This window comes from Enterobacter sp. SECR19-1250 (assembly GCF_013391025.1).
GTDB lineage: Bacteria > Pseudomonadota > Gammaproteobacteria > Enterobacterales > Enterobacteriaceae > Enterobacter > Enterobacter cloacae.
This window is the reverse complement of the sequence record NZ_JACASJ010000036.1, coordinates 1-21,322: the sequence shown is the minus strand read 5'-3', so window position 1 is coordinate 21,322 and position 21,322 is coordinate 1. Positions and strand designations below refer to the sequence as shown.

At 55.8% G+C, this 21,322-nt stretch carries 21 protein-coding genes; 11 read left to right on the top strand and 10 right to left on the bottom strand.

All coding sequences use genetic code 11. From position 1 onward, the window contains the following. Position 1: 1 nt before the first annotated feature. A complete protein-coding gene (gene minE, locus HX884_RS11445; RefSeq protein ID WP_008500504.1) occupies positions 2-271 on the top strand; it encodes a cell division topological specificity factor MinE in 270 nt (89 codons plus the stop codon). A 73-nt stretch (positions 272-344) separates the two neighbouring features. Here minE and rnd read toward each other — a convergent pair whose 3' ends face one another. The 5 genes from rnd to HX884_RS11420 form a co-directional block, all read right to left on the bottom strand. Further along, the gene (gene rnd / locus HX884_RS11440; protein ID WP_029882295.1) at positions 345-1,472 is read right to left on the bottom strand and encodes a ribonuclease D; all 1,128 of its coding nucleotides are present in this window, start codon (positions 1,470-1,472) and stop codon (positions 345-347) included. A gap of 71 nt (positions 1,473-1,543) precedes the next feature. Continuing rightward, positions 1,544-3,229 carry a long-chain-fatty-acid--CoA ligase FadD gene (fadD, locus tag HX884_RS11435; RefSeq protein WP_072193822.1) on the bottom strand — a complete coding sequence of 562 codons (1,686 nt, stop codon included), beginning with the start codon at positions 3,227-3,229 and terminating at the stop codon, positions 1,544-1,546. A 203-nt stretch (positions 3,230-3,432) separates the two neighbouring features. Next, entirely contained in the window at positions 3,433-4,014 is a 582-nt protein-coding gene (locus tag HX884_RS11430; protein ID WP_013096141.1) for a Slp family lipoprotein, read from the bottom strand. 37 nt (positions 4,015-4,051) lie between these two features. Next, positions 4,052-4,747: a tRNA (adenosine(37)-N6)-threonylcarbamoyltransferase complex dimerization subunit type 1 TsaB gene (gene tsaB, locus HX884_RS11425; protein ID WP_013096140.1), complete on the bottom strand. Its 696-nt coding sequence runs from the start codon at positions 4,745-4,747 to the stop codon at positions 4,052-4,054. A 66-nt stretch (positions 4,748-4,813) separates the two neighbouring features. Continuing rightward, the gene (locus HX884_RS11420) at positions 4,814-6,724 is read right to left on the bottom strand and encodes an ATP-dependent DNA helicase (protein ID WP_178328178.1); all 1,911 of its coding nucleotides are present in this window, start codon (positions 6,722-6,724) and stop codon (positions 4,814-4,816) included. Positions 6,725-6,856: 132 nt separating this feature from the next. Between HX884_RS11420 and HX884_RS11415 the strand changes: the two genes are divergently transcribed. Further along, positions 6,857-7,201 carry a RidA family protein gene (locus tag HX884_RS11415; RefSeq protein ID WP_013096138.1) on the top strand — a complete coding sequence of 115 codons (345 nt, stop codon included), beginning with the start codon at positions 6,857-6,859 and terminating at the stop codon, positions 7,199-7,201. Positions 7,202-7,206: 5 nt separating this feature from the next. Here the strand turns inward: HX884_RS11415 and HX884_RS11410 are convergent, their stop codons facing one another. Next, complete coding sequence (locus HX884_RS11410; RefSeq protein WP_178328177.1) at positions 7,207-7,389, bottom strand: YoaH family protein; 183 nt, start codon at positions 7,387-7,389, stop codon at positions 7,207-7,209. A gap of 61 nt (positions 7,390-7,450) precedes the next feature. Between HX884_RS11410 and pabB the strand changes: the two genes are divergently transcribed. From pabB to HX884_RS11390, 4 genes are all read left to right on the top strand, one after another. Continuing rightward, a complete protein-coding gene (gene pabB, locus HX884_RS11405) occupies positions 7,451-8,779 on the top strand; it encodes an aminodeoxychorismate synthase component 1 (protein WP_178328183.1) in 1,329 nt (442 codons plus the stop codon). Positions 8,780-8,782: 3 nt separating this feature from the next. Next, on the top strand, positions 8,783-9,361 hold the full coding sequence (locus tag HX884_RS11400; protein ID WP_013096136.1) for a CoA pyrophosphatase: 579 nt from the start codon (positions 8,783-8,785) through the stop codon (positions 9,359-9,361). Positions 9,362-9,545: 184 nt separating this feature from the next. Further along, positions 9,546-10,910, top strand: a complete 1,365-nt coding sequence (sdaA, locus tag HX884_RS11395; RefSeq protein ID WP_038419892.1) for an L-serine ammonia-lyase — start codon at positions 9,546-9,548, stop codon at positions 10,908-10,910. A 130-nt stretch (positions 10,911-11,040) separates the two neighbouring features. Next, a complete protein-coding gene (locus HX884_RS11390; protein ID WP_178328176.1) occupies positions 11,041-12,639 on the top strand; it encodes an EAL domain-containing protein in 1,599 nt (532 codons plus the stop codon). Between the two features lie 6 nt (positions 12,640-12,645). On the opposite strand, the gene yoaE is transcribed toward HX884_RS11390, so the two are convergent. Next, the gene (gene yoaE, locus HX884_RS11385; RefSeq protein ID WP_013096133.1) at positions 12,646-14,205 is read right to left on the bottom strand and encodes a CNNM family cation transport protein YoaE; all 1,560 of its coding nucleotides are present in this window, start codon (positions 14,203-14,205) and stop codon (positions 12,646-12,648) included. Then, positions 14,193-14,351: a hypothetical protein gene (locus tag HX884_RS27640; RefSeq protein ID WP_372588456.1), complete on the bottom strand. Its 159-nt coding sequence runs from the start codon at positions 14,349-14,351 to the stop codon at positions 14,193-14,195. Before HX884_RS27640 ends, yoaE begins: the two co-directional genes overlap by 13 nt. A gap of 315 nt (positions 14,352-14,666) precedes the next feature. On the opposite strand from HX884_RS27640, the gene manX reads away from it, so the two are divergent. The 5 genes from manX (at position 14,667) to mntP (ending at position 18,819) form a co-directional block, all read left to right on the top strand. Then, positions 14,667-15,632, top strand: a complete 966-nt coding sequence (gene manX, locus HX884_RS11380) for a PTS mannose transporter subunit IIAB (RefSeq protein WP_038419895.1) — start codon at positions 14,667-14,669, stop codon at positions 15,630-15,632. A gap of 47 nt (positions 15,633-15,679) precedes the next feature. Next, the gene (manY, locus tag HX884_RS11375; protein WP_003859914.1) at positions 15,680-16,480 is read left to right on the top strand and encodes a PTS mannose transporter subunit IIC; all 801 of its coding nucleotides are present in this window, start codon (positions 15,680-15,682) and stop codon (positions 16,478-16,480) included. Positions 16,481-16,492: 12 nt separating this feature from the next. Next, positions 16,493-17,344, top strand: coding sequence for a PTS mannose transporter subunit IID (locus HX884_RS11370; protein ID WP_006175979.1), 852 nt, complete (start codon positions 16,493-16,495; stop codon positions 17,342-17,344). Positions 17,345-17,398: 54 nt separating this feature from the next. Beyond that, positions 17,399-17,857, top strand: coding sequence for a DUF986 family protein (locus HX884_RS11365; protein WP_013096131.1), 459 nt, complete (start codon positions 17,399-17,401; stop codon positions 17,855-17,857). Positions 17,858-18,252: 395 nt separating this feature from the next. After that, positions 18,253-18,819 (top strand): manganese efflux pump MntP, encoded by a 567-nt coding sequence (mntP, locus tag HX884_RS11360; protein WP_013096130.1) that lies wholly within the window; start codon positions 18,253-18,255, stop codon positions 18,817-18,819. Here mntP and rlmA read toward each other — a convergent pair. Both rlmA and ftsI read right to left on the bottom strand, forming a co-directional pair. Beyond that, a complete protein-coding gene (gene rlmA, locus HX884_RS11355; RefSeq protein ID WP_013096129.1) occupies positions 18,816-19,631 on the bottom strand; it encodes a 23S rRNA (guanine(745)-N(1))-methyltransferase in 816 nt (271 codons plus the stop codon). The genes mntP and rlmA overlap by 4 nt on opposite strands. Before the next feature lie 67 nt (positions 19,632-19,698). Next, a partial coding sequence (ftsI, locus tag HX884_RS11350) for a peptidoglycan glycosyltransferase FtsI (protein ID WP_178328175.1) occupies positions 19,699-21,322 on the bottom strand: 1,624 nt, incomplete at its 5' end.

The window sequence follows — 21,322 nt, the reverse complement described above, 5'->3', positions numbered from 1 at the left end:
TATGGCATTACTGGACTTTTTTCTCTCGCGGAAAAAGAACACCGCCAACATCGCAAAAGAACGACTGCAAATCATCGTTGCGGAGCGTCGTCGTAGCGACGCCGAGCCTCACTACCTGCCGCAGCTGCGCAAGGACATCCTGGAAGTGATCTGCAAATATGTGCAGATTGACCCGGAGATGGTCACCGTGCAGCTGGAGCAAAAAGACGGGGATATTTCGATTCTGGAGCTGAACGTTACGCTCCCGGAAGCGGAAGAGTCGCGTCCGTAGTTTTTGATTTCGTAGCCCCGGTAAGCGCAGCGCCACCGGGGGAATATGCCGGGTATATCGCCCGGCATATTTATTATCGTGGATACCCTTCCAGCAACGTATTCAGGCGATCGGCCATCAATTCCCCGCGCCAGCCCGCCATCATTTCCGGTAAGCCATTCTGCGGTTTCAGCTTCCAGTGCCAGTTCAAAAGCTGGTTTATCTGACGACGTGATGCCAGCAATTCCGCACTCAGTTTGCTTTCTGCCGCCACAGCCTGCACCAGCGCTTTAATATCTTTAAACGCTTTACGGTAGCCCGGCATATCCATCAGATTCAGCAGCGGCTCTGGCAGTGCGTCATCCGGTATCTGCTGCGCTTTGGCCACCAGCGCGAGCAGCGTTTTTCCGTGAAAGCGGATTTCGCTGCCTGAAAGCCCAATGCTGTCCAGCTCACCCATGCTGCCTGGCATATAGCGTGCGACCGCCCACAGGTGCTCTTCGCGTACCACAAAGTTAACGGCCAAATCGCGTTCGCGCGCTTTACGCAGGCGCCAGTCGGCTAATAATTGCAGACAGGCCAGCTGACGCGTACGCAGCTGCCACGCGTTGCTGATATCGCGCCAGGCCTCTTTCGGGTCAGCGATTTCCTGGCGACGCTGCTGCGTCATGCGGCACTCATCCAGTGCAGCAGGCAGCCAGCCGGAGGCTTCTGCCTCTTTCATCAGTTGTCCGGCAATCGGCAGCAGGTAAAACACATCTGCCGCAGCGTAGTCCAGCTGACGCTCTGTGAGCGGTCGCGCCAGCCAGTCAGTACGGGATTCACTTTTATCCAGGGTCAGGCCGGTGTACTCCTCAACCATGGCGGCAAAGCCCCATGAAAGCGGACGATTGCTGAACGCGGCGAGGATCTGCGTGTCAATCAGCGGCTGCGGCATGATGCCAAACGTATTCAGAAAGACTTCCAGATCTTCACTGCCTGCGTGCAGGTATTTGGTGACCGCAGTATCAAGCAACAGATCACGCATCGGCGTCCAGTCGGTAATGCCGAGCGGGTCAATCAGCGACACGTGTTTGCCGTCGTACATCTGAATCAAACCCAACTGCGGATAATACGTCCGGGTACGGACAAACTCGGTATCCAGGGCGATGGCAGGAAAGTCGCGCGTCACTTCGCACAGCGAAGCCAGCTCGTCGTTGGTCGTGATCATCTGGTAATTCAAAACGGTTTCTCTTTTGTTTGCGCCCATAAAAAACGCCGGCTAAACCGGCGTCTGGGCGATTAGCGTAAAGCTCAGGCCTTATTGTCCACTTTGGCACGGGCTTCGTCACGTAATTCTCGTCGTAATATCTTCCCGACGTTCGATTTCGGCAGCTCATCGCGGAACTCCACCAGCTTCGGCACTTTATAGCCGGTGAGCTGACGGCGGCAGAACGTGATGAGCTCCTCCTCGGTAAGAGAGGCGTTTTTCTTCACCACAAAAATCTTCACTGCCTCGCCGCTGCTGCCGGAAGGTACGCCAACCGCGGCAACTTCAAGCACGCCGCTATGCTGCATCACCACATCTTCGATCTCATTCGGATAGACGTTAAATCCCGAGACGAGGATCATGTCTTTCTTACGATCGACAATGCGCAGGAAGCCCTCTTCGTCCATCACCGCGATATCACCGGTGTGTAGCCAGCCGTCTTTGATGATTTCGTCGGTGGCATCAGGACGCTGCCAGTAGCCCAGCATCACCTGTGGCCCTTTAACGCACAGTTCACCCGGCTCGCCCGGTGCAACTTCGTTGTCGTCATCATCCACCAGTTTGGCTTCCGTCGACGGTACGGGCAGACCGATACTGCCGCTGTGATAGTCGATATCATGCGGATTGACGCTGACCAGCGGGGCGCATTCGGTCAGGCCATAGCCTTCGAGTAAATACTGGCCGGTGAGTTTCACCCAGCGCTCTGCCACCGCCTGCTGAACCGGCATTCCGCCGCCCGCAGAGAGGTGCAGTGTGGAGAAATCAAGCTGCTGGAACTCTTTGTTATTAAGCAGCGCGTTAAAAAGGGTATTGACCCCGGTCATGGCGGTGAACGGGTATTTCGCCAGCTCTTTAACCAGCCCCGGAATGTCGCGTGGGTTGGTGATCAGCACGTTCTGACCGCCCAGCTCAATGAACAGCAGGCAGTTCATGGTCAGCGCAAAAATGTGATAAAGCGGAAGCGCGGTGATGACCACCTCTTTGCCCGGATGCAGCAGCGGCCCGTAGGTCGCATTCACCTGCTCAAGGTTCGCCAGCATATTGCGGTGAGTCAGCATGGCGCCTTTGGCCACGCCGGTAGTGCCACCGGTGTACTGCAGGAACGCAAGATCCTCTGACACCACTTCCGGTTTAACGTATTGCATACGATACCCGGCATGCAGCGCGCGGCGGAAGGAGATGGCATCCGGCAGATGGTATTTCGGTACCAGACGTTTGATGTATTTGACGACAAAGTTAACCAGTGTGCCCTTGGCGGTGGAGAGCTGATCCCCCATGCGCGTCAGGATGACGTGTTTCACCTGGGTTCTGTCGACCACTTTCTCCAGCGTGTGGGCAAAGTTTGAGACGATCACAATTGCGGTCGCGCCGCTGTCGTTCAGCTGATGCTCCAGCTCACGTGGGGTGTAGAGCGGGTTGACGTTGACGACAATCATCCCGGCCCGCAGGATACCAAACAACGCGACCGGGTATTGCAGCAGGTTCGGCATCATCAGCGCGACGCGATCCCCTTTTTGCAGCCCCAGCCCTTCCTGCAAATAGGCCGCGAACGCCCGACTCCGCTCCTCAAGCTTACGGAACGTCATCACCTCACCCATATTGATAAACGCGGGCTGATCGGCGTAACGCCTTACCGAGTGTTCAAATAATTCAACCAGGGATTGATAACGGTCAGGATTGATCTCCGCAGGCACATCTGCGGGATAACGGTTAAGCCAAACCTTGTTCAATGCATCACCTCTGAATTGAGTGTTCGTCGTCATCACAACCCCGATAATAAACAGTTTGTTAACATTATATTAACTCAGCGTACCAGTTTATTAATTGCCCAGATTTAAGGTTGCGAAGCGCGTCACTCTTTTTTTTCGTTTTAGCCGTAAAAAAACAGAGACAGCGGCTGAGCCGCTGTCTCTTTTCTAACAATAACAGTAAGTTACTCAGTAACGATCGTCTGTACCTGCGCCGGACCCGGGTTATACCAGCCCCAGCCGGGGTAGCCGTAACGATACGGGTGTGGGCCCCACATCCACGGATCGACAGGCTGAGGCGGCATGATCACCTGCTGTGTCAGCCGCCAGCGTTTGTAGCCGTTAACCTGCATGGTCATAAATTTGTAAGGCGTTGTGCCGATTTTGCCCTGTGTCGTGCCGGTAATCGGCCCGACGACGGTCACCAGCTGTCCACGGAAATCAACCGGGTCGAGGAAGCCGCTGACATCGGCAAAAATGCGCCCGCGCGAGGTTTCGCCGAGGATCGGCCGCGCGCCGCTATCCAGTGGCACGGTGGCGATCTCCAGCCGGGTTTTCCCCTGCTGGTTTTGCACCTCAATCACCTTCCCGCCGAAGCGCGCTTCCTGACCGACGTAAAGCTCAGGGGCATTCATCACGCGAACCAGATCCTGCTGTGGCGTAGGGCTACTGCCCTTAATCGCATCAGGAACGGAAACGCATCCGCTCAGTGCTATGGCCACAGCGCCTGCCATAATTAGGCGTACTACTTTAGTCTGAACCGCCATGATGCGACTCCTTTTTCTCAGTTCCTGTTACTGAGATTCACTCGCGGCCTGGAAGTTTCTTCCACGCGACGGTGTTTCGCAAATAAACCGGCTCGGCATGTTCAACAGCCACGGTTTTTCCTGCTGCGAGCAGCTGGCAGGCCAGAGGAAGCATATCCTCTGCGGCAGGCAGAAGCATATTGCCGTCCACCAGCGTTACGCCGGTACCGTTTGCCATGTCAGGCCATGCCGCCCAACCGGTCCCTACCGTCGCCCACTCACCGGAGAGGTTCTGCAACCGTTCGGTTACCGCTTCCGGCTTGAGCACCGCTTCCGTCTCTTCGCCGTGCCACACGCCCTGCTCGTCGCGGGTGTATTCAGCCCAGTAGACTTCGCCCATGCGGGCATCAATCGCTGCCAGCACACGGGTAGCACCGGTCATACGCCACGCGCCCTGCGCCATCGTCGCCAGGGTGGAAACACCGATCATCGGAAGGTCAGCGCCAAGCGCCAGCCCCTGCGCAATACCGATCCCAATGCGTACACCCGTAAAGCTGCCGGGGCCACGGCCAAAGGCCAGCGCATCGAGGTCGGTTAAGGTGGTGTTGCCCTGGGTCAAAATCGCTTTCACCAGGGGCAGAATACGTTGGGTGTGTTCTCGTGGGCACTCTTCGAAATGAGCAGAAATAGCACCGTCGTTCCACAGAGCAACGGAACACGCCTCTGTAGCGGTATCAATAGCCAGAATTCGCATCAGTCGTCGCGCTCTCGCAATGGTCAGTCACAAAATGGCGCGCATCTTAGCACACTCCCGGGCAAATTACTCCGCCGTTGGGTTGGCCAGGAAGCGAACCGCGCGTTTAATGTCCCGCGTACGCGGCGCGGGCGGCAGGCTGGCGAGGAAGGTCGCACCGTAGGGGCGCATCACCAGCCGGTTATCACAGATTACGAGCACGCCGCGGTCGTCCACGTCGCGGATCAGGCGTCCTACCCCCTGTTTGAGGGTGATCACCGCGTCCGGCAGCTGTACCTCGTCGAAAGGATCGCCCCCGCGCAGACGGCAGTCTTCCATTCGCGCTTTGAGCAGCGGATCGTCCGGCGAGGTAAAAGGCAGTTTATCGATAATCACCAGCGACAGGGTATCGCCCCGCACGTCTACGCCTTCCCAGAAGCTGCTGGTTGCCACCAGAAGCGCATTTCCGGCACTGACAAACTGCTGTAACAGTTGCCCTTTGCTGGTTTCCCCCTGCAGCAGCACAGGCAAGGTCATGGTGGCGCGGAACTGTTCTGCCAGGTCGCGCATCATGGCGTGAGAGGTGCAGAGCATAAAGCAGCGGCCATTGTTGGCCTCAATCATCGGCTTCAGCATGGCTGCCAACAGGCGTGCGGCGCCGGGCTGGTTGGGTAACGGCAGATTACGCGGCACGCAGAGCAGCGCCTGTTTTTCATAATCAAACGGGCTCGGCAGCAGCAGTGACTCCGCCTGTTCAATCCCGAGACGCTCGGTGAAGTGGTGCAGATCGTCATTCACCGACAGGGTCGCGGAGGTAAATATCCAGCTCCCCGGTTTTTGCGCCATCACATCTTTGAATTTGTCTGCCACCGTCAGCGGCGTAAGCGCCAGGGTAAAATGACGCGAGGTACATTCATACCAGTAGCTGTACCCCGGCTGGTTGATCTCCTTCAGCCGTTTCAGCCGCCCGCGATAGAGCGTGGCGCGCTCGAAGGCAGCGTCCAGCAGCGCAGAACGGCCAAGCGACAGTTTCGCCACGTCGTAACAGAGTTCCAGCGCATCATCCAGCAGCAGTAGCGCGCGCTGGATATTATTGTCCGCCAGCAGCTCGCGCAGATTGCCGCGGTAACCCGGCTCGCCAAGCTGCAGGCGAAAATCCTGCGCGCTTTGCGCGAGGCGATCGGCACATTTTTGCAGCTGCTGGGTATCTTTTAATTCAGTGCGATAAGCAATGGTGAAATCTTTCGCCAGATCCAGCAGCTGGCGGCTGGAGAGCGACTGGCCGAAATACTGGCTGGCGATATCCGGAAGCTGATGGGCTTCGTCGAAGATCATCACTTCCGCTTCAGGAATAAGTTCGCCAAAACCGCTGTCTTTCACCACCATATCCGCGAGAAACAGATGGTGGTTGACCACCACCACATCTGCATCCATCGCCGTTTTACGCGCTTTGACCACAAAACAGTCTTTATACAGCGGGCAGTCGCTGCCCAGGCAGTTGTCATTGGTGCTGGTCACCAGCGGCCAGGCGGGAGAGTCTTCCGCCACGCTCGCGCAGGTGCTGATATCCCCCTCTTCCGTCTGGTTAGCCCAGGCGCGAAGGATGATCACATCACTCAGGGTCTGCACCGGCAGGTCGCCGCCCGCCAGCGCCTGCTGTTCAAGACGCTCCAGGCAGAGATAGTTGGAGCGCCCTTTCAGCAACGCCAGCCGCCCTTTGTATTTCAGCGCTTTTGCCACCGTCGGCAAATCACGGCTGTAGAGCTGATCCTGCAACGCCTTCGAGCCGGTAGAGATGATCACCTTCTTTTTCGCGCGCAGCGCCGGTGCAAGGTAAGCGTAGGTTTTTCCCGTGCCGGTTCCGGCCTCGACCACCAGCGGCTGTGCCTTATCGATGGCGCGAGCGACGGCATGCGCCATCTGACGCTGCGGTTCACGCGGTTTAAAACCGGGAATAGCCTGTGCTAACTGCCCTTCAGGGGAAAAATCGTCTGCCACGGTGTTCTCTCACTGTATTTTTGCACAGGGATTATGTCAGCCCATCCTCTCCTGTGCCACCCCAAATAGTGACGACGGCGAAACAATATGGCAGTCTTGCCGCCTGATGACGAAAGTAACGAGGAAACGTTTATGACAATTGTGCGCATTGATGCCGAAGCCCGCTGGTCTGATGTAGTCATTCATAACCAGACGCTCTATTACACTGGCGTGCCGTCCAATCTGGATGCGGATGCCTTTGAACAAACAGCTGACACCCTGGCGCAGATCGATGCGGTGCTGGAAAAGCAAGGCAGCGACAAATCGCGTATTCTGGACGCCACCATTTTCCTGGCGAATAAAGACGATTTTGCGGCCATGAACAAAGCCTGGGATGCGTGGGTGGTGGCGGGTCACGCGCCTGTACGTTGTACCGTACAGGCCACGCTGATGAAGCCGGAATACAAGGTAGAGATTAAGATTATCGCGGCTGTGTAAGCCGGTTACTCTTCATCTTCATCCTCGAAACGCGCCACGATCCGCTCGCCGGTATGGGTGGCGCGAAGTTCTTCCGCCACCTGAGAAATGGCCTGCCCGCTGCTCATCCCCTGGGACAGCAGCTCCTGGATCCGCTCAACCGCTTTCTGCTGTTGCTCGTGGCTCAGAGAAGGTAAACCTGCAAACATCGTCAACTCCTGCTAAATTATTCGCGCTAATTATTTCACGCTGCCCGGTAGTATGCCACACATGAACATGCGCTTCCCCACTGTTATTACCCTGCCGTGGCGTACTGACGCCGCTGAATTCTGGTTTGCTCGTCTGAGCCATCTTCCCTGGGCGATGCTGCTGCATTCCGGCCATGCGGACCATCTTTACAGCCGCTTCGACATTGTGGTTGCTGACCCGGTGCGCACGGTGACATCCGAAAACCAGCCCTCCACGCACGATCCGTTGATCCAGCTTCAGGAGGCTATCGACGAGCTGGGTTTGTCTGCCACGCCTAACCCGGATCTTCCCTTCCAGGGCGGTGCGCTGGGCGTGTTTGGCTATGACCTTGGTCGCCGCTTTGAAACGCTGCCTTCCGTTGCGAAGGCAGATATTCCGCTGCCGGATATGGCGGTGGGACTTTACGACTGGGCGCTGATTGTCGATCACCTTAAACAGGTGGTCTCCCTGCTCAGCCATTCGGATGTGGAGGCACGCCTGGCCTGGCTGAACGCGCAGCAGCCCGCAGCCGCGCCGGATTTCCGTCTGACCTCTGCGTGGCGTTCAAACATGACCCCGCAGACCTATGCGGAAAAATTCGCACGCGTGCAGGCGTATCTGCAAAGCGGCGATTGTTATCAGGTGAACCTTGCCCAGCGCTTCCAGGCAACGTATCAGGGCGATGAATGGCAGGCCTTTACTCGCCTCAATGCCAGCAACCGGGCACCTTTCAGTGCGTTTATCCGTCTCGATCAGGGCGCGATCCTGAGTCTTTCGCCTGAGCGGTTTATTCATCTGGCGGAAGGCAAGATCCAGACACGCCCGATTAAAGGGACCTTGCCGCGCCTGAGCGATCCGGCTGCCGACCGCCAGCAGGCGGAAAAGCTCGCCGCGTCACCGAAGGACCGCGCCGAAAATTTAATGATTGTCGACCTGATGCGCAACGACATTGGCCGGGTGGCGGTACCGGGCAGCGTTCGCGTGCCGGAGCTGTTCGTCGTCGAGCCTTTCCCGGCGGTGCACCATCTGGTCAGCACCATTACTGCACAGCTGCCGGCTTCGCGTACCCCCTGCGATCTTCTGCGCGCCGCGTTCCCGGGTGGCTCCATCACCGGCGCGCCAAAAGTGCGGGCGATGGAGATTATCGATGAGCTGGAACCGCACCGTCGCAACGCCTGGTGCGGCAGCATTGGCTACGTTAGCGTCTGCGGCACGCTGGATACCAGCATCACTATTCGCACCCTGACGGCCTGCGACGGCCAGCTTTACTGTTCCGCAGGTGGCGGGATTGTTGCTGACAGCCAGGTCGAGTCGGAATATCAGGAAACCTTTGATAAAGTTAACCGTATCCTGCAACAACTGGAGAACTGACGGGTGGAGAGAGAGAACCTGACGCTGGATGATTTTCTGTCGCGCTTTCAGCTTTTGCGGCCTCAGGTGAGCCGCGAAGCGCTTAATCAACGTCAGGCGGCGGTGCTGATCCCCGTGGTGCGTCGTGAGCAGCCCGGTTTGCTGCTGACTCAGCGCTCCCCTCATTTACGCAAACATGCCGGTCAGGTCGCTTTCCCCGGCGGCGCGGTAGACAGCAGCGATGCCTCGCTGATTGCCGCGGCGCTGCGTGAAGCGCAGGAAGAGGTGGCGATCCCACCGGAGGCCGTCGAGATTGTCGGCGTCCTCCCGCCGGTGGACAGCGTGACCGGTTTCCAGGTGACGCCGGTGGTGGGCATTATCCCGCCCGGCCTGCAGTATCACGCCAGTGTTGATGAGGTGTCTGCGGTGTTTGAAATGCCACTGGAAGAAGCCCTTCGCCTGAGCCGCTATCACCCGCTGGATATTCAGCGCCGTGGACACGATCATCGGGTCTGGTTGTCCTGGTATCAGCATTATTTTGTCTGGGGCATGACGGCGGGCATCATTCGTGAACTGGCTCTGCAAATCGGCCTGAAGCCTTGACTATACTTTACATTCCACCCTCTTTTGTCAGGTTTGCGATCGGCGTCGCGCTATTAGCAAAACCATCGTTAACCATTAGTTTAATTCATGTGAATAGTTAAGCCGAGGTCGATGTTCCCTCTTACACTATGCGCAGTTATAACATCGTTACTGGAACCCCGGTAACCCTGTCAGGAGTGTGAAAGTGATTAGTATATTCGACATGTTCAAAGTGGGAATTGGCCCTTCGTCTTCCCATACTGTTGGGCCGATGAAGGCCGGTAAACAGTTCGTCGATGATCTGGTCGAAAAAGGATTACTGGAAAGCGTTACCCGTGTCGCCGTGGATGTCTACGGCTCACTGTCATTAACGGGTAAAGGCCACCACACCGATATCGCCATTATTATGGGTCTGGCAGGCAATATGCCGGACACTGTAGATATTGATGCCATCCCGGCATTCATCCGTGACGTGGAAGCGCGCGGTCGCCTGCTGCTGGCTAACGGCCAGCACGAAGTGGATTTCCCGCAGGATGACGGGATGCGTTTTCGTAGCGACAACCTGCCACTGCATGAAAACGGCATGACCATCCATGCCTGGAATGGCGAAAAAGAGATTTACAGCAAAACGTACTACTCCATCGGCGGTGGATTCATCGTGGATGAAGAGCATTTCGGTAAAGAGAGCACCGGCGACGTCAACGTCCCGTATCCGTTCAAATCGGCCACCGAGATGTTGGGTTATTGCAAAGAGACCGGCCTGTCGCTGTCCGGCATGGTGATGCAGAACGAACTGGCACTGCACAGCAAAAAAGAGATCGAAGACTATTTTGCAAACGTATGGCAGACCATGCGCGCCTGTATCGATCGTGGGATGAACACCGAAGGTGTGCTGCCGGGTCCGCTGCGCGTACCGCGTCGTGCCTCTGCCCTGCGCCGCATGCTGGTGACCACCGATAAATTCTCCAACGACCCGATGAACGTGGTCGACTGGGTGAATATGTTCGCTCTGGCGGTTAACGAAGAAAACGCCGCCGGTGGCCGCGTGGTTACGGCACCCACCAACGGTGCGTGCGGTATTGTTCCGGCGGTGCTGGCTTATTACGATCACTTTATTGAACCTGTTACGCCAGATATCTACATCCGTTACTTCCTGGCGGCAGGTGCCATCGGTGCGCTGTACAAAATGAACGCCTCTATCTCTGGCGCTGAAGTAGGATGCCAGGGTGAAGTGGGTGTGGCCTGTTCCATGGCGGCCGCTGGTCTGGCTGAACTGCTGGGCGCAAGCCCTGAGCAGGTTTGCGTGGCGGCGGAAATCGGTATGGAACATAACCTGGGCCTGACCTGTGACCCGGTTGCCGGGCAGGTGCAAGTACCGTGCATTGAGCGTAACGCCATTGCGTCGGTGAAAGCGATTAACGCCTCCCGTATGGCAATGCGCCGTACCAGCGAGCCTCGCGTGTCGCTGGATAAAGTTATTGAGACCATGTACGAAACCGGTAAAGACATGAACGCGAAGTACCGTGAGACTTCCCGTGGTGGTCTGGCCATTAAGGTACAGTGCGACTAATACCTCCCCTCGCCCATCTGCAACGGATGGGCGAAATTTCCTTCTGATTCTCGTCGCCTTTCACTTTCCCCACTACACTTTCACTGTTGCGTCTGGCTTTTGGGGCTGGAGGTGTATCAGGCGACCGTTCATGCAAACCGCACAAACGATCATTAAAAACTATCGCCGAAAACGCGTTATCGTCTGCGTGACGGTTGCGCTCCTTACGCTCATCCTGACGTTGGGCATTCGATTTATTTCACAGCGCAATGTTAATCAACAACGCATTGTCGATTTCGCCAGCCATACCGTTCGCTCACTTGAAAACGTCCTGCTTTCCCTGGATAACCGCCGACCGGAGTTGTTGGGTCTTGTCGGCCAGCCGTGCCCGCAGGCGCATCTGACTCTGCGTAAGCAGGCCGCCATTTTACAGACCGTCCGCTCGATTAACCTGATTAAAGAGGGGATCCTCTACTGCTCCAGTATTTTTGGCAGTCGCGCCGTCCCGGTTCATGAATTATTTCCCGAACTGCCGTCAGGTCTGCCAAAACTGATTTTATCGACCGATAAGTGGCTGCTTAAAGGCAGCCCTATTCTTATCCAGTGGCACCCGACGTCACAACGCGGTGAAGAGGGGGTGATGGAGGTGATCAATATCGATCTCATCACCAGAATGATCCTTGAGCCGCCCCGCCCGCTTATCACTGACGTGGCGTTAACCGTGGGAGATCGCTCTTTACGCTACGGTCAAGGTATTACCGACGCGCTGAAGTTTAATGAGGCTGACTCGCGAATAGAGGAAGTCTCTACACGCTTTCCATTTACCATCACGGTCAGTGGGCCGGGTCCTGGCGCGCTGGCACTTAAAAGCCTGCCGGCACAGCTGCCGCTGGGGTTAATGCTGAGCCTGGTTCTGGGGTATCTGGCCTGGCTGGCCACAGCAAACCGGATGAGCTTCACGTGGGAGATCGATATGGGGATTGCGGCGCGGGAATTTGAGCTTTTCTGTCAGCCGCTGGTGAATGCCAGTACGCAGGAGTGTATCGGCGTGGAAATTCTTCTGCGCTGGAACAACCCGCGTCAGGGTTGGATCTCCCCGGAAGTGTTCATCCTCCTGGCAGAAGAACATAACCTGATTGTTCCCCTGACGCGCTACGTGATTGCCGAGACGGTTCGCCAGATAGGCTACTTCCCCTCCCACCCGGGCTTTCACATCGGTATTAACGTGGCGGCCAGCCACTTCCGTCACGCCGTGCTACTTCAGGATTTGAACCGTTACTGGTTCAGTGCAAACCCGAGCCAGCGGCTGGTTATCGAACTTACCGAGCGTGACGCGCTGGTCGATGCAGATTATCGCATCGTGCGCGAGCTGCATCGCAAAGGGGTCAAACTGGCTATCGACGATTTTGGTACCGGGAACAGTTCGCTCTCCTGGCTTGAAAAGCTTCATCCTGACGTACTGAAAATCGACCAGTCCTTTACCACCGCCATTGGAACCGATGCCGTGAACTCAACGGTGACAGATATCATTATTGCGCTGGGTCAGCGGCTGAATATTGAGCTGGTTGCGGAAGGGGTCGAAACGGAGGAGCAGGCGCGCTACTTACGCCGACACGGTGTTCATACTCTGCAGGGGTATTTCTATGCGCGGCCGATGCCGCTGCGGGATTTTCCACAATGGCTGGCGGAGAGTTCACCTCCGCCAGCGCATCATAACGGGCACATCGTGCCCTTAATGCCGTTGCGTTAAGAAGCGTTACTCATCTTCGTCGTGCACGGATTGCTCTTTAACAATACGCACCATATCAACGCGATAGTCGTTGGCTTCAACAATGGTAATGCTCAGCGGGGGCAGTTCGATCACATCCCCCACGCGCGGGATCTGCCCGTTTACGGCGATGACCAGACCGGCCACAGTGGCAATGTCTTCTTCATCGTTGACCACGTTTTCCAGCCCCAGCGTATGCGAAAGCGCGTGCAGGTCAGTGGTACCTTTCACCAGCCAGCCTTCACCATCGGCCACGATTTCCGGTGTTTCGTCCTCATCCGGGAACTCACCGGCAATGGCTTCAAGCACGTCCAGCGGCGTGACCAGCCCCTGCACCACACCAAACTCGTTGGTGACAATCACGAAGCTGCCGCGGGCACGGCGCAGAACGCCAAGCAGGTTGATGGGGTCCAGCGTTTCCGGTACCACGATAGCCGGTGAGGCGGCGGCGATGGCTTCGACGTCAACGCCCTCTTCCAGCGCGACCAGCATCTCTTTGGCACGCACGACACCGATGATCTCATCCAGCTCACCACGACACACCGGGAACAGGCTGTGCGGCGAAGAGAGCAGCTGCTGACGAATTTCATCAACGCTCAACCGGGAATCTACCCAGCTGATCTCGCCGCGCGGGGTCATGATGCCGCGCAGTGAACGGGAGGCCAGGGAGAGAACACCGTTAATCATATAACGCTCTTCTTCCACAAACGCCCCTTCCGGCACCGGAACCGGGTTACGGTTCTCGGTGTCACTCTGCACATTCACCTGACGGCGACCGCCCATCAGGCGCAGGATGGCATCCGCGGTGCGGGCACGCAGCGGCTGATTGGACTGCTGCTTAATAAAGTTACGGCGTGCAATCTGGTTAAACAGTTCGATCAGGATCGAGAAGCCAATCGCGGCATACAGATAACCTTTCGGAATATGGAAACCGAAACCTTCCGCAACGAGGCTCAGACCGATCATCAGCAGGAAGCTCAGACACAGCACCACGACCGTCGGATGTTGGTTCACAAAGCGGGTCAGCGGTTTAGACGCCAGCAGCATAACCGCCATGGCGATAACCACCGCCGCCATCATCACCGGGAGATGGTTCACCATACCCACCGCTGTGATCACCGCATCAAGCGAGAAGACAGCATCCAGCACCACGATTTGCAGCACCACAACCCAGAAGCTGGCATAGCCTTTGCCATGACCATCGTCGTGCTGACGGTTCTCCAGCCGCTCGTGCAGCTCCGTCGTTGCTTTAAAGAGCAGGAATATCCCCCCGAGCAGCATGATCAAATCGCGGCCAGAGAAGGTGAAATCCATGACGGTAAAGAGCGGTTTTGTCAGGGTCACCATCCACGAGATCACGGACAGCAGCGCCAGACGCATAACCAGCGCCAGCGAGAGGCCGATCAGACGCGCTTTATCACGCTGTTTTGGCGGCAGTTTGTCCGCGAGGATGGCGATAAACACCAGGTTATCAATGCCGAGAACGATCTCCAGCACCACCAGCGTGAGCAATCCCACCCAGATTGACGGGTCCATTAAGAATTCCATGACAAGCTCCTGCTAAAGGAATGACGAAACGGTGCCCCACTCAATGTGGGCAAAACAGCGGTAAAGAGAGTCGATACGTGGCGAGGATCGCCGGTGAAAAAGGCGCGAAGTGGCCTGATAGATGACTGACGTCGGTGACGGTCCATATAGTGGGCTGTAGCCCTATACTCCTGATCAATTAAACGGAGGCTAAACATATCAGAGACATTACGTTTTTAGCAAAGATTTACGTTCCTTTGCAAAAACGTGAAAAGGCAGAATTTGTGTTGAGTAATTTCTGATTTTCGAAACCTAAATTACGGATCTTCATCACATAAATTATTTTTTCACTATCTAAAATAATTCGCGTAAGTCTGAGCTTTTTTAACTCTAACCCTTATCTGAATCGATTCGGTTCGCCAATACGATTCTCAGTACGTCTGCCTGGCAGAGGTATTAATGATAATAAAAGGAGGTAGCAAGTGACCATTGCTATTGTCATAGGCACACATGGTTGGGCTGCAGAGCAGCTACTCAAAACAGCAGAGATGCTGTTGGGCGAGCAGGAAAACGTCGGCTGGATCGATTTCGTTCCCGGTGAAAACGCCGAGACGCTGATTGAGAAATACACGGCTCAACTGTCAAAGCTGGATACCAGCAAAGGCGTGCTGTTTCTCGTTGATACATGGGGCGGCAGCCCGTTCAACGCTGCCAGCCGCATTGTCGTCGATAAAGAGCACTATGAAGTTGTCGCCGGGGTCAATATCCCGATGCTGGTGGAAACCTTCATGGCACGCGACGACAATCCGGCTTTTGATGAGCTGGTTGCCCTGGCGGTCGAAACCGGTCGCGAAGGCGTGAAAGCGCTGAAGGCACAGCCGGTTGAGAAACCCGCACCGGCGGCTGCCGCGGCACCGAAAGCCGCTGCCCCCGCAAAACCGATGGGCCCGAACGATTATATGGTGATTGGCCTTGCGCGCATCGATGACCGTTTAATTCACGGCCAGGTGGCAACGCGCTGGACTAAAGAGACCAACGTTCAACGTATTATCGTGGTCAGCGACGAAGTGGCCGCCGACACGGTGCGTAAAACCCTCCTCACCCAGGTTGCTCCTCCGGGCGTTACCGCGCACGTGGTGGATGTCGCCAAGATGATCCGCGTCTATAACAACCCGAAATATGCCGGTGAACGCGTGATGCTTCTGTTCACTAACCCGACAGACGTCGAGCGCATTGTTGAAGGCGGCGTGAAAATCACCTCCGTGAACATTGGTGGTATGGCTTTCCGTCAGGGCAAAACGCAGGTCAACAACGCGATTTCAGTCGATGCGAAGGATATCGAGGCATTTAACAAGTTGAATGCTCGCGGTATTGAACTGGAAGCCCGTAAGGTTTCCACGGACCCGAAACTGAAAATGATGGATTTGATCGGCAAAGTTGGGAAATAAGCCCGCGCCGGTTTTTCACATAAAGATTATGCAATAGGAGAAGTACAATGGAGATTACCACTCTTCAGATTGTGCTGGTGTTCATCGTCGCGTGTATTGCGGGTATGGAATCCGTACTTGATGAATTTCAGTTCCACCGCCCTCTGGTGGCCTGTACGTTGATTGGCGCCGTTCTCGGTGATATGAAAACCGGTATCATCATCGGTGGTACCCTGGAAATGATCGCCCTTGGCTGGATGAACATCGGTGCGGCGGTTGCGCCCGATGCCGCGCTGGCGTCCATTATTTCAACCGTGCTGGTTATTGCCGGTCATCAAAGTATCGGTGCCGGTATCGCTCTGGCTATTCCGCTGGCCGCCGCAGGCCAGGTACTGACCATTATCGTTCGTACTATCACCGTGGCTTTCCAGCACGCAGCGGATAAGGCGGCCGAAAACGGCAACCTCACGGCGCTCTCCTGGATCCACGTCTCGTCCCTGTTCCTGCAGGCGATGCGTATCGCTATTCCGGCCGTTATCGTCGCTATCTCCGTAGGGACCAGCGAAGTTCAGGGCATGCTCAACGCCATCCCTGAAGTGGTCACCAGCGGTCTGAACATCGCCGGTGGTATGATCGTGGTGGTTGGTTATGCGATGGTCATCAACATGATGCGCGCAGGCTACCTGATGCCATTCTTCTACCTGGGCTTCGTAACCGCGGCGTTCACCAACTTCAACCTGGTTGCTCTGGGTGTGATTGGTGCGGTAATGGCAATTCTCTACATCCAGCTCAGCCCGAAATATAACCGCGTTGCGGGCGCCCCAGCGCAGGCTGCTGGTAATAACGATCTCGATAACGAACTGGACTAACAGGTGAGCGAAATGGTTGATATGACTAAAACTACCCCTGAGAAGAAACTCACTCCGGGTGATATTCGTGGCGTGTTCATCCGTTCTAACCTGTTTCAGGGTTCATGGAACTTCGAACGTATGCAGGCCCTGGGCTTCTGCTTCTCCATGGTACCGGCGATCAAACGCCTCTACCCGGAGAACAACGAAGCACGTCGCCAGGCGATTAAGCGTCACCTGGAATTCTTTAACACCCATCCTTACGTAGCGGCACCGGTACTGGGCGTTACCCTGGCGATGGAAGAGCAGCGTGCAAACGGCGCAGAGATCGACGATGGTGCCATCAACGGTATTAAAGTCGGTCTGATGGGTCCGCTGGCAGGCGTAGGTGACCCGATCTTCTGGGGTACCGTTCGTCCGGTCTTTGCAGCGCTGGGCGCGGGTATCGCGATGAGCGGTAGCCTTCTCGGTCCACTGCTGTTTTTCATCCTGTTCAATGCGGTGCGTCTGCTGACCCGTTACTACGGCGTGGCGTACGGTTACCGTAAAGGGGTGGATATCGTTAAAGATATGGGCGGCGGCTTCCTGCAAAAACTGACAGAGGGGGCGTCAATCCTCGGCCTGTTTGTGATGGGGGCGCTGGTTAACAAGTGGACGCACGTGAACATCCCGCTGGTGGTTTCAACCATCACCGGACAGGATGGGCAAACCCGTGTGACCACCGTGCAGACCATCCTTGACCAGTTGATGCCTGGCCTGGTGCCGCTGCTGTTGACCTTCGCCTGTATGTGGCTGCTGCGTAAGAAAGTGAACCCGCTGTGGATCATCGTTGGCTTCTTCGTCATCGGTATCGCGGGCTACGCTGTTGGTCTGTTGGGCCTGTAAAGCTTTATGTTATACGCCGGGGGCTTGCCCCCGGTTTTTTTATCTGGAGGATGAATGACTGTCACGGACACCGTACTGGTTTTGTTTATTGTTGCCCTTCTGGCTTACGCGATCTATGACGAGTTCATTATGCCTCGCCGCCACGGCGAGACGCTGCTGACCCTTCCCCTCTTACGCCGTGGACGCATTGATGCGTTTATCTTCGCCGGTCTGGTGGTCATCCTGATTTACAATAACGTGACCAGCCATGGTGCAATATTAACCACATGGTTATTATGTGCGCTGGCATTAATGGCGATTTACCTGTTCTGGATCCGTTCGCCAAAACTCATTTTTAAAAAACACGGATTCTTCTTTGCCAATGTCTGGATAGAATATAACCGCATTAAAGAGATGAATTTATCTGAAGACGGGGTGCTGGTAATGCAATTAGAACAGCGCCGCTTGCTCATTCGGGTCAAAAATATAGATGACCTGGAAAAGATATACAAATTACTCATTAAAACTCAATGAGTTATATTTATAGCATCGGCTATATTCCGTGTTAACGTTGCTCACGAAATATAGCCATAGCTATATTCCATTGTTTTTATCCTTCCTATTTTTTAACGCTATTTTTACGAATAAATCTAAATGAAAATCGTTATCAACAAGATAATAAAATAATACCCCACTGTTGTTGTTTTATATTCTCAAAATATGTTAAGGTTGCGCCCGTCGTTGGGGAGTAGCTAATTTCCTGTACTCAGGAAATGTACGTGTCAACATACTCGTTGAAAAACGTGGCGCGTACGGATCGTTTTCTGCACATCATTGTGCGACGGTCAGGCGAGACCATAGATACATCAACTGCTGTTTACTGGGGGCAGTGATGTGTCATATGGATATCTCCCGGTCTGGACGCTTGTATGAACATCTCCGCCACCATTCTTCTCGCTTTCGGCATGTCCATGGATGCTTTTGCTGCTTCCATCGGAAAAGGTGCCACACTCCATAAACCAAAATTTTCTGAAGCGCTGCGCACAGGTCTGATTTTCGGTGCTATTGAAACCCTGACGCCGCTTATCGGCTGGGGCCTGGGTATGCTGGCCAGCCAGTTTGTACTGGAGTGGAACCACTGGATTGCGTTTGTGCTGCTGGTGTTTCTCGGCGGACGAATGGTGATTGAAGGATTCCGTGGCAACAGCGATGAAGATGAAGAGCCTCAGCACCGCCACGGTTTCTGGCTGCTGGTCACCACCGCCATTGCCACCAGCCTTGACGCGATGGCCGTCGGTGTTGGTCTGGCCTTCCTGCAGGTGAATATCATTGCCACCGCGCTGGCCATTGGTTGCGCCACACTGATTATGTCCACCCTGGGCATGATGGTTGGCCGTTTTATCGGCCCGCTGCTGGGTAAGCGAGCCGAGATCCTGGGCGGGATCGTGTTAATCGGTATTGGTGCCCAGATACTCTGGGCACACTTCGCGGGTTAACCTTCGCGCTGCCAGCAGTGGATGCTGAAATCCGTCTGGCAGCGAAACGTGGCCTGTGCAGCCAGCGTCTCCCGGACAGCCGGTTTTGCCCGCCAGGCAAACGGCGTCATTTGCAGTAACGCCACGGCTTCATCCCCTTTCAGATCCATCTCATACGCTACGGTTTCTTCCTGCCTGAGCACAAAACCAGCCAGTTGTTCTGAATGGGGAGCATGCAGGCGAACCTCGTCATAAATCAGCCCTTTAAGCTCCATCAAATGACGTGGTCCAGGCGTGACGGTTATCACCCACCCGCCGGGTTTTACCACCCGGGCCAGCTCTTCTGCCTTACAGGGAGCATAAATACGCACAACGGCATCCATGCTGGCATCTTCAAACGGCAGCCGGTGGCTTGAGGCCACGCAGAACATCACCCCCGCGTAGCGTTTTGCCGCTGCGCGAATCGCCGCTTTCGACACGTCCAGACCCGTCGTCTGCGCGCCCTTCCCGGCGGCAATTTCGGCAAACCTTGCGGTGTAATACCCTTCACCACAGCCGATATCCAGCAGAGCGGAGGCACTCTGCGTCAGCGTGTGGTCCAGCAACTGCGCGACACTCTCCCTTAGCGGTTTGTAATGTCCGGCATCCAGAAAGGCACGTCGCGCCTGCATCATCTCTGCGCTGTCGCCCGGATCGCGGGAGCGTTTATGCTGCACCGGCAGAAGATTCACATACCCCTCTTTCGCCATATCAAACTGATGTCCCTGCGGACACGCATAACTTTTCTCAGAACGCGTCAGGCGCGCGTGACAAAGGGGGCAACTGAAGGGCATGACAACTCCGGGGCATAAATCAAAGGGCGAAGTGTACCGCTATTCGCCCCGTTATAAAACGCCAGGGTTAACGCATGACGATAAGGTGGCCGGAATCAGCCGGCAGGCCATCCGGTTTCACGTTCTCCAGGCGCAGCACATTCCCCATGATCTCACTGAAAACGGGCGCTGAAACGGCACCACCATAATAGGCACCGTTCTGCGGATCGTTTATGACCACCACCAGCGCAAAACGCGGGTCGCTGGCAGGCGCAACGCCTGCGGTATAGGCGACATACTTATCGACGTACTTGCCACTGTCATCAATCTTTTTCGCCGTACCGGTTTTGACCGCCACCCGGTAATCCCGTACGGCGGCCTTCACTCCTCCACCGCCCGGAAGCGCCACGCTTTCCATCATGTGTTCCACTTCATGGGCAATCTTTTCTGGCATGACTCTGTGGCCTATCACCGGCGGGTCGATACGGGTGATCGAGAGCGGGCGCTCAAGCCCATACCCGCCAATGGTGGCGTAGACATGGGCCAGTTGAAGGGGCGTCACCATCAGGCCGTAGCCGAAGGCAAAGGTTGCCCTGTCGAGTTGACTCCAGAATTTACGCTGCGGCAGTAACCCTGAGCTTTCGCCCGTTAAACCCAGCCCGGTATTGGTGCCAAAGCCAAAGTTCCGGTAGGTATCGATAAGATGCTGGATGGGCATCGCCAGAGAGAGACGGGAAACACCGGTGTCGCTCGATTTTTGCAGGATCCCGGTCATCGTCAGTTCCGGATAGTAACCCACATCACGGATACGGTGACCGTCAAGAGTATACGGATGGGTATCAATGACGCTGTCCGGTTGCACCAGCCCCTGCTGCAATGCCGTCATCAGAACCAGCGGCTTAACGGTGGAGCCGGGTTCGAAGGTATCGCTAATGGCACGATTACGAAAATCGTTTAACGTTGCACCTTCACGGTTGTTCGGGTTGAAATCGGGATAGCTCGCCATGGCGAGTATTTCCCCTGTGGGGATATTGATCAGGACCGATGCACCCGACTCGGCTTTATTCCAGGCCACCGCATTATCAAGCGCGTCCTCGGTGATGGTTTGCAGACGCTCGTCAATGCTCAACTGGATATTATGCGCAGGAACGGGCGCCACTTCGGTCAGGTTTTCCACCACGCGTCCATAGCGGTCCTCCCTCACCTGCCGGACCCCGGCCTTCCCCATCAGCTGCGCGTTGAAGCTCTTCTCTACGCCTTCAATCCCCTGACCATCAATATTGGTAAAACCAATAAGGTTTGCGGCCACATGACCTGCCGGATAAAAACGCCGGGACTCATCGCGCAGGTTGATGCCCGGCAAATTGAGTTTATCGATCCACTGCGCCTGAGCAGGATCCACCTGACGGGCAAGGTAAATGAAGCGCCCCTGTGGATTACTGTTAATGCGCGATGCCAGCGTGCTAAGGGAGAGATGCAGCGCACTGGCCAGCGCCTGCCAGCGGTCATCAAACCCAACCCCACCTTTTGCCAGCACCGTTTTGGGGTCGGCCCACACGGCCCTGACGGGCACACTCACCGCCAGCGGACGACCTTCACGGTCCATGATCATGCCACGCGGTGCATCAATCGCCACCTCACGCAGCGATCGCATATCTAATGAGATGGTCACTCCCTCCTTCCCGGTACTATGCTGAGGACAGGCTTTCATT

Excerpts from the sequence above, each read along its gene's own strand:
- HX884_RS11415 (WP_013096138.1), top strand. The coding sequence starts at position 6,857 with ATGACAATTGTGCGCATTGATGCCGAAGCCCGCTGGTCTGATGTAGTC.
- HX884_RS11410 (WP_178328177.1), bottom strand. The coding sequence starts at position 7,389 with ATGTTTGCAGGTTTACCTTCTCTGAGCCACGAGCAACAGCAGAAAGCG.
- HX884_RS27640 (WP_372588456.1), bottom strand. The coding sequence starts at position 14,351 with ATGGACCGTCACCGACGTCAGTCATCTATCAGGCCACTTCGCGCCTTT.
- HX884_RS11430 (WP_013096141.1), bottom strand. The coding sequence starts at position 4,014 with ATGGCGGTTCAGACTAAAGTAGTACGCCTAATTATGGCAGGCGCTGTG.
- HX884_RS11365 (WP_013096131.1), top strand. The coding sequence starts at position 17,399 with ATGACTGTCACGGACACCGTACTGGTTTTGTTTATTGTTGCCCTTCTG.
- rlmA (WP_013096129.1), bottom strand. The coding sequence starts at position 19,631 with ATGCCCTTCAGTTGCCCCCTTTGTCACGCGCGCCTGACGCGTTCTGAG.
- yoaE (WP_013096133.1), bottom strand. The coding sequence starts at position 14,205 with ATGGAATTCTTAATGGACCCGTCAATCTGGGTGGGATTGCTCACGCTG.
- HX884_RS11370 (WP_006175979.1), top strand. The coding sequence starts at position 16,493 with ATGGTTGATATGACTAAAACTACCCCTGAGAAGAAACTCACTCCGGGT.
- tsaB (WP_013096140.1), bottom strand. The coding sequence starts at position 4,747 with ATGCGAATTCTGGCTATTGATACCGCTACAGAGGCGTGTTCCGTTGCT.
- minE (WP_008500504.1), top strand. The coding sequence starts at position 2 with ATGGCATTACTGGACTTTTTTCTCTCGCGGAAAAAGAACACCGCCAAC.
- pabB (WP_178328183.1), top strand. The coding sequence starts at position 7,451 with ATGAACATGCGCTTCCCCACTGTTATTACCCTGCCGTGGCGTACTGAC.
- manY (WP_003859914.1), top strand. The coding sequence starts at position 15,680 with ATGGAGATTACCACTCTTCAGATTGTGCTGGTGTTCATCGTCGCGTGT.
- HX884_RS11390 (WP_178328176.1), top strand. The coding sequence starts at position 11,041 with ATGCAAACCGCACAAACGATCATTAAAAACTATCGCCGAAAACGCGTT.
- mntP (WP_013096130.1), top strand. The coding sequence starts at position 18,253 with ATGAACATCTCCGCCACCATTCTTCTCGCTTTCGGCATGTCCATGGAT.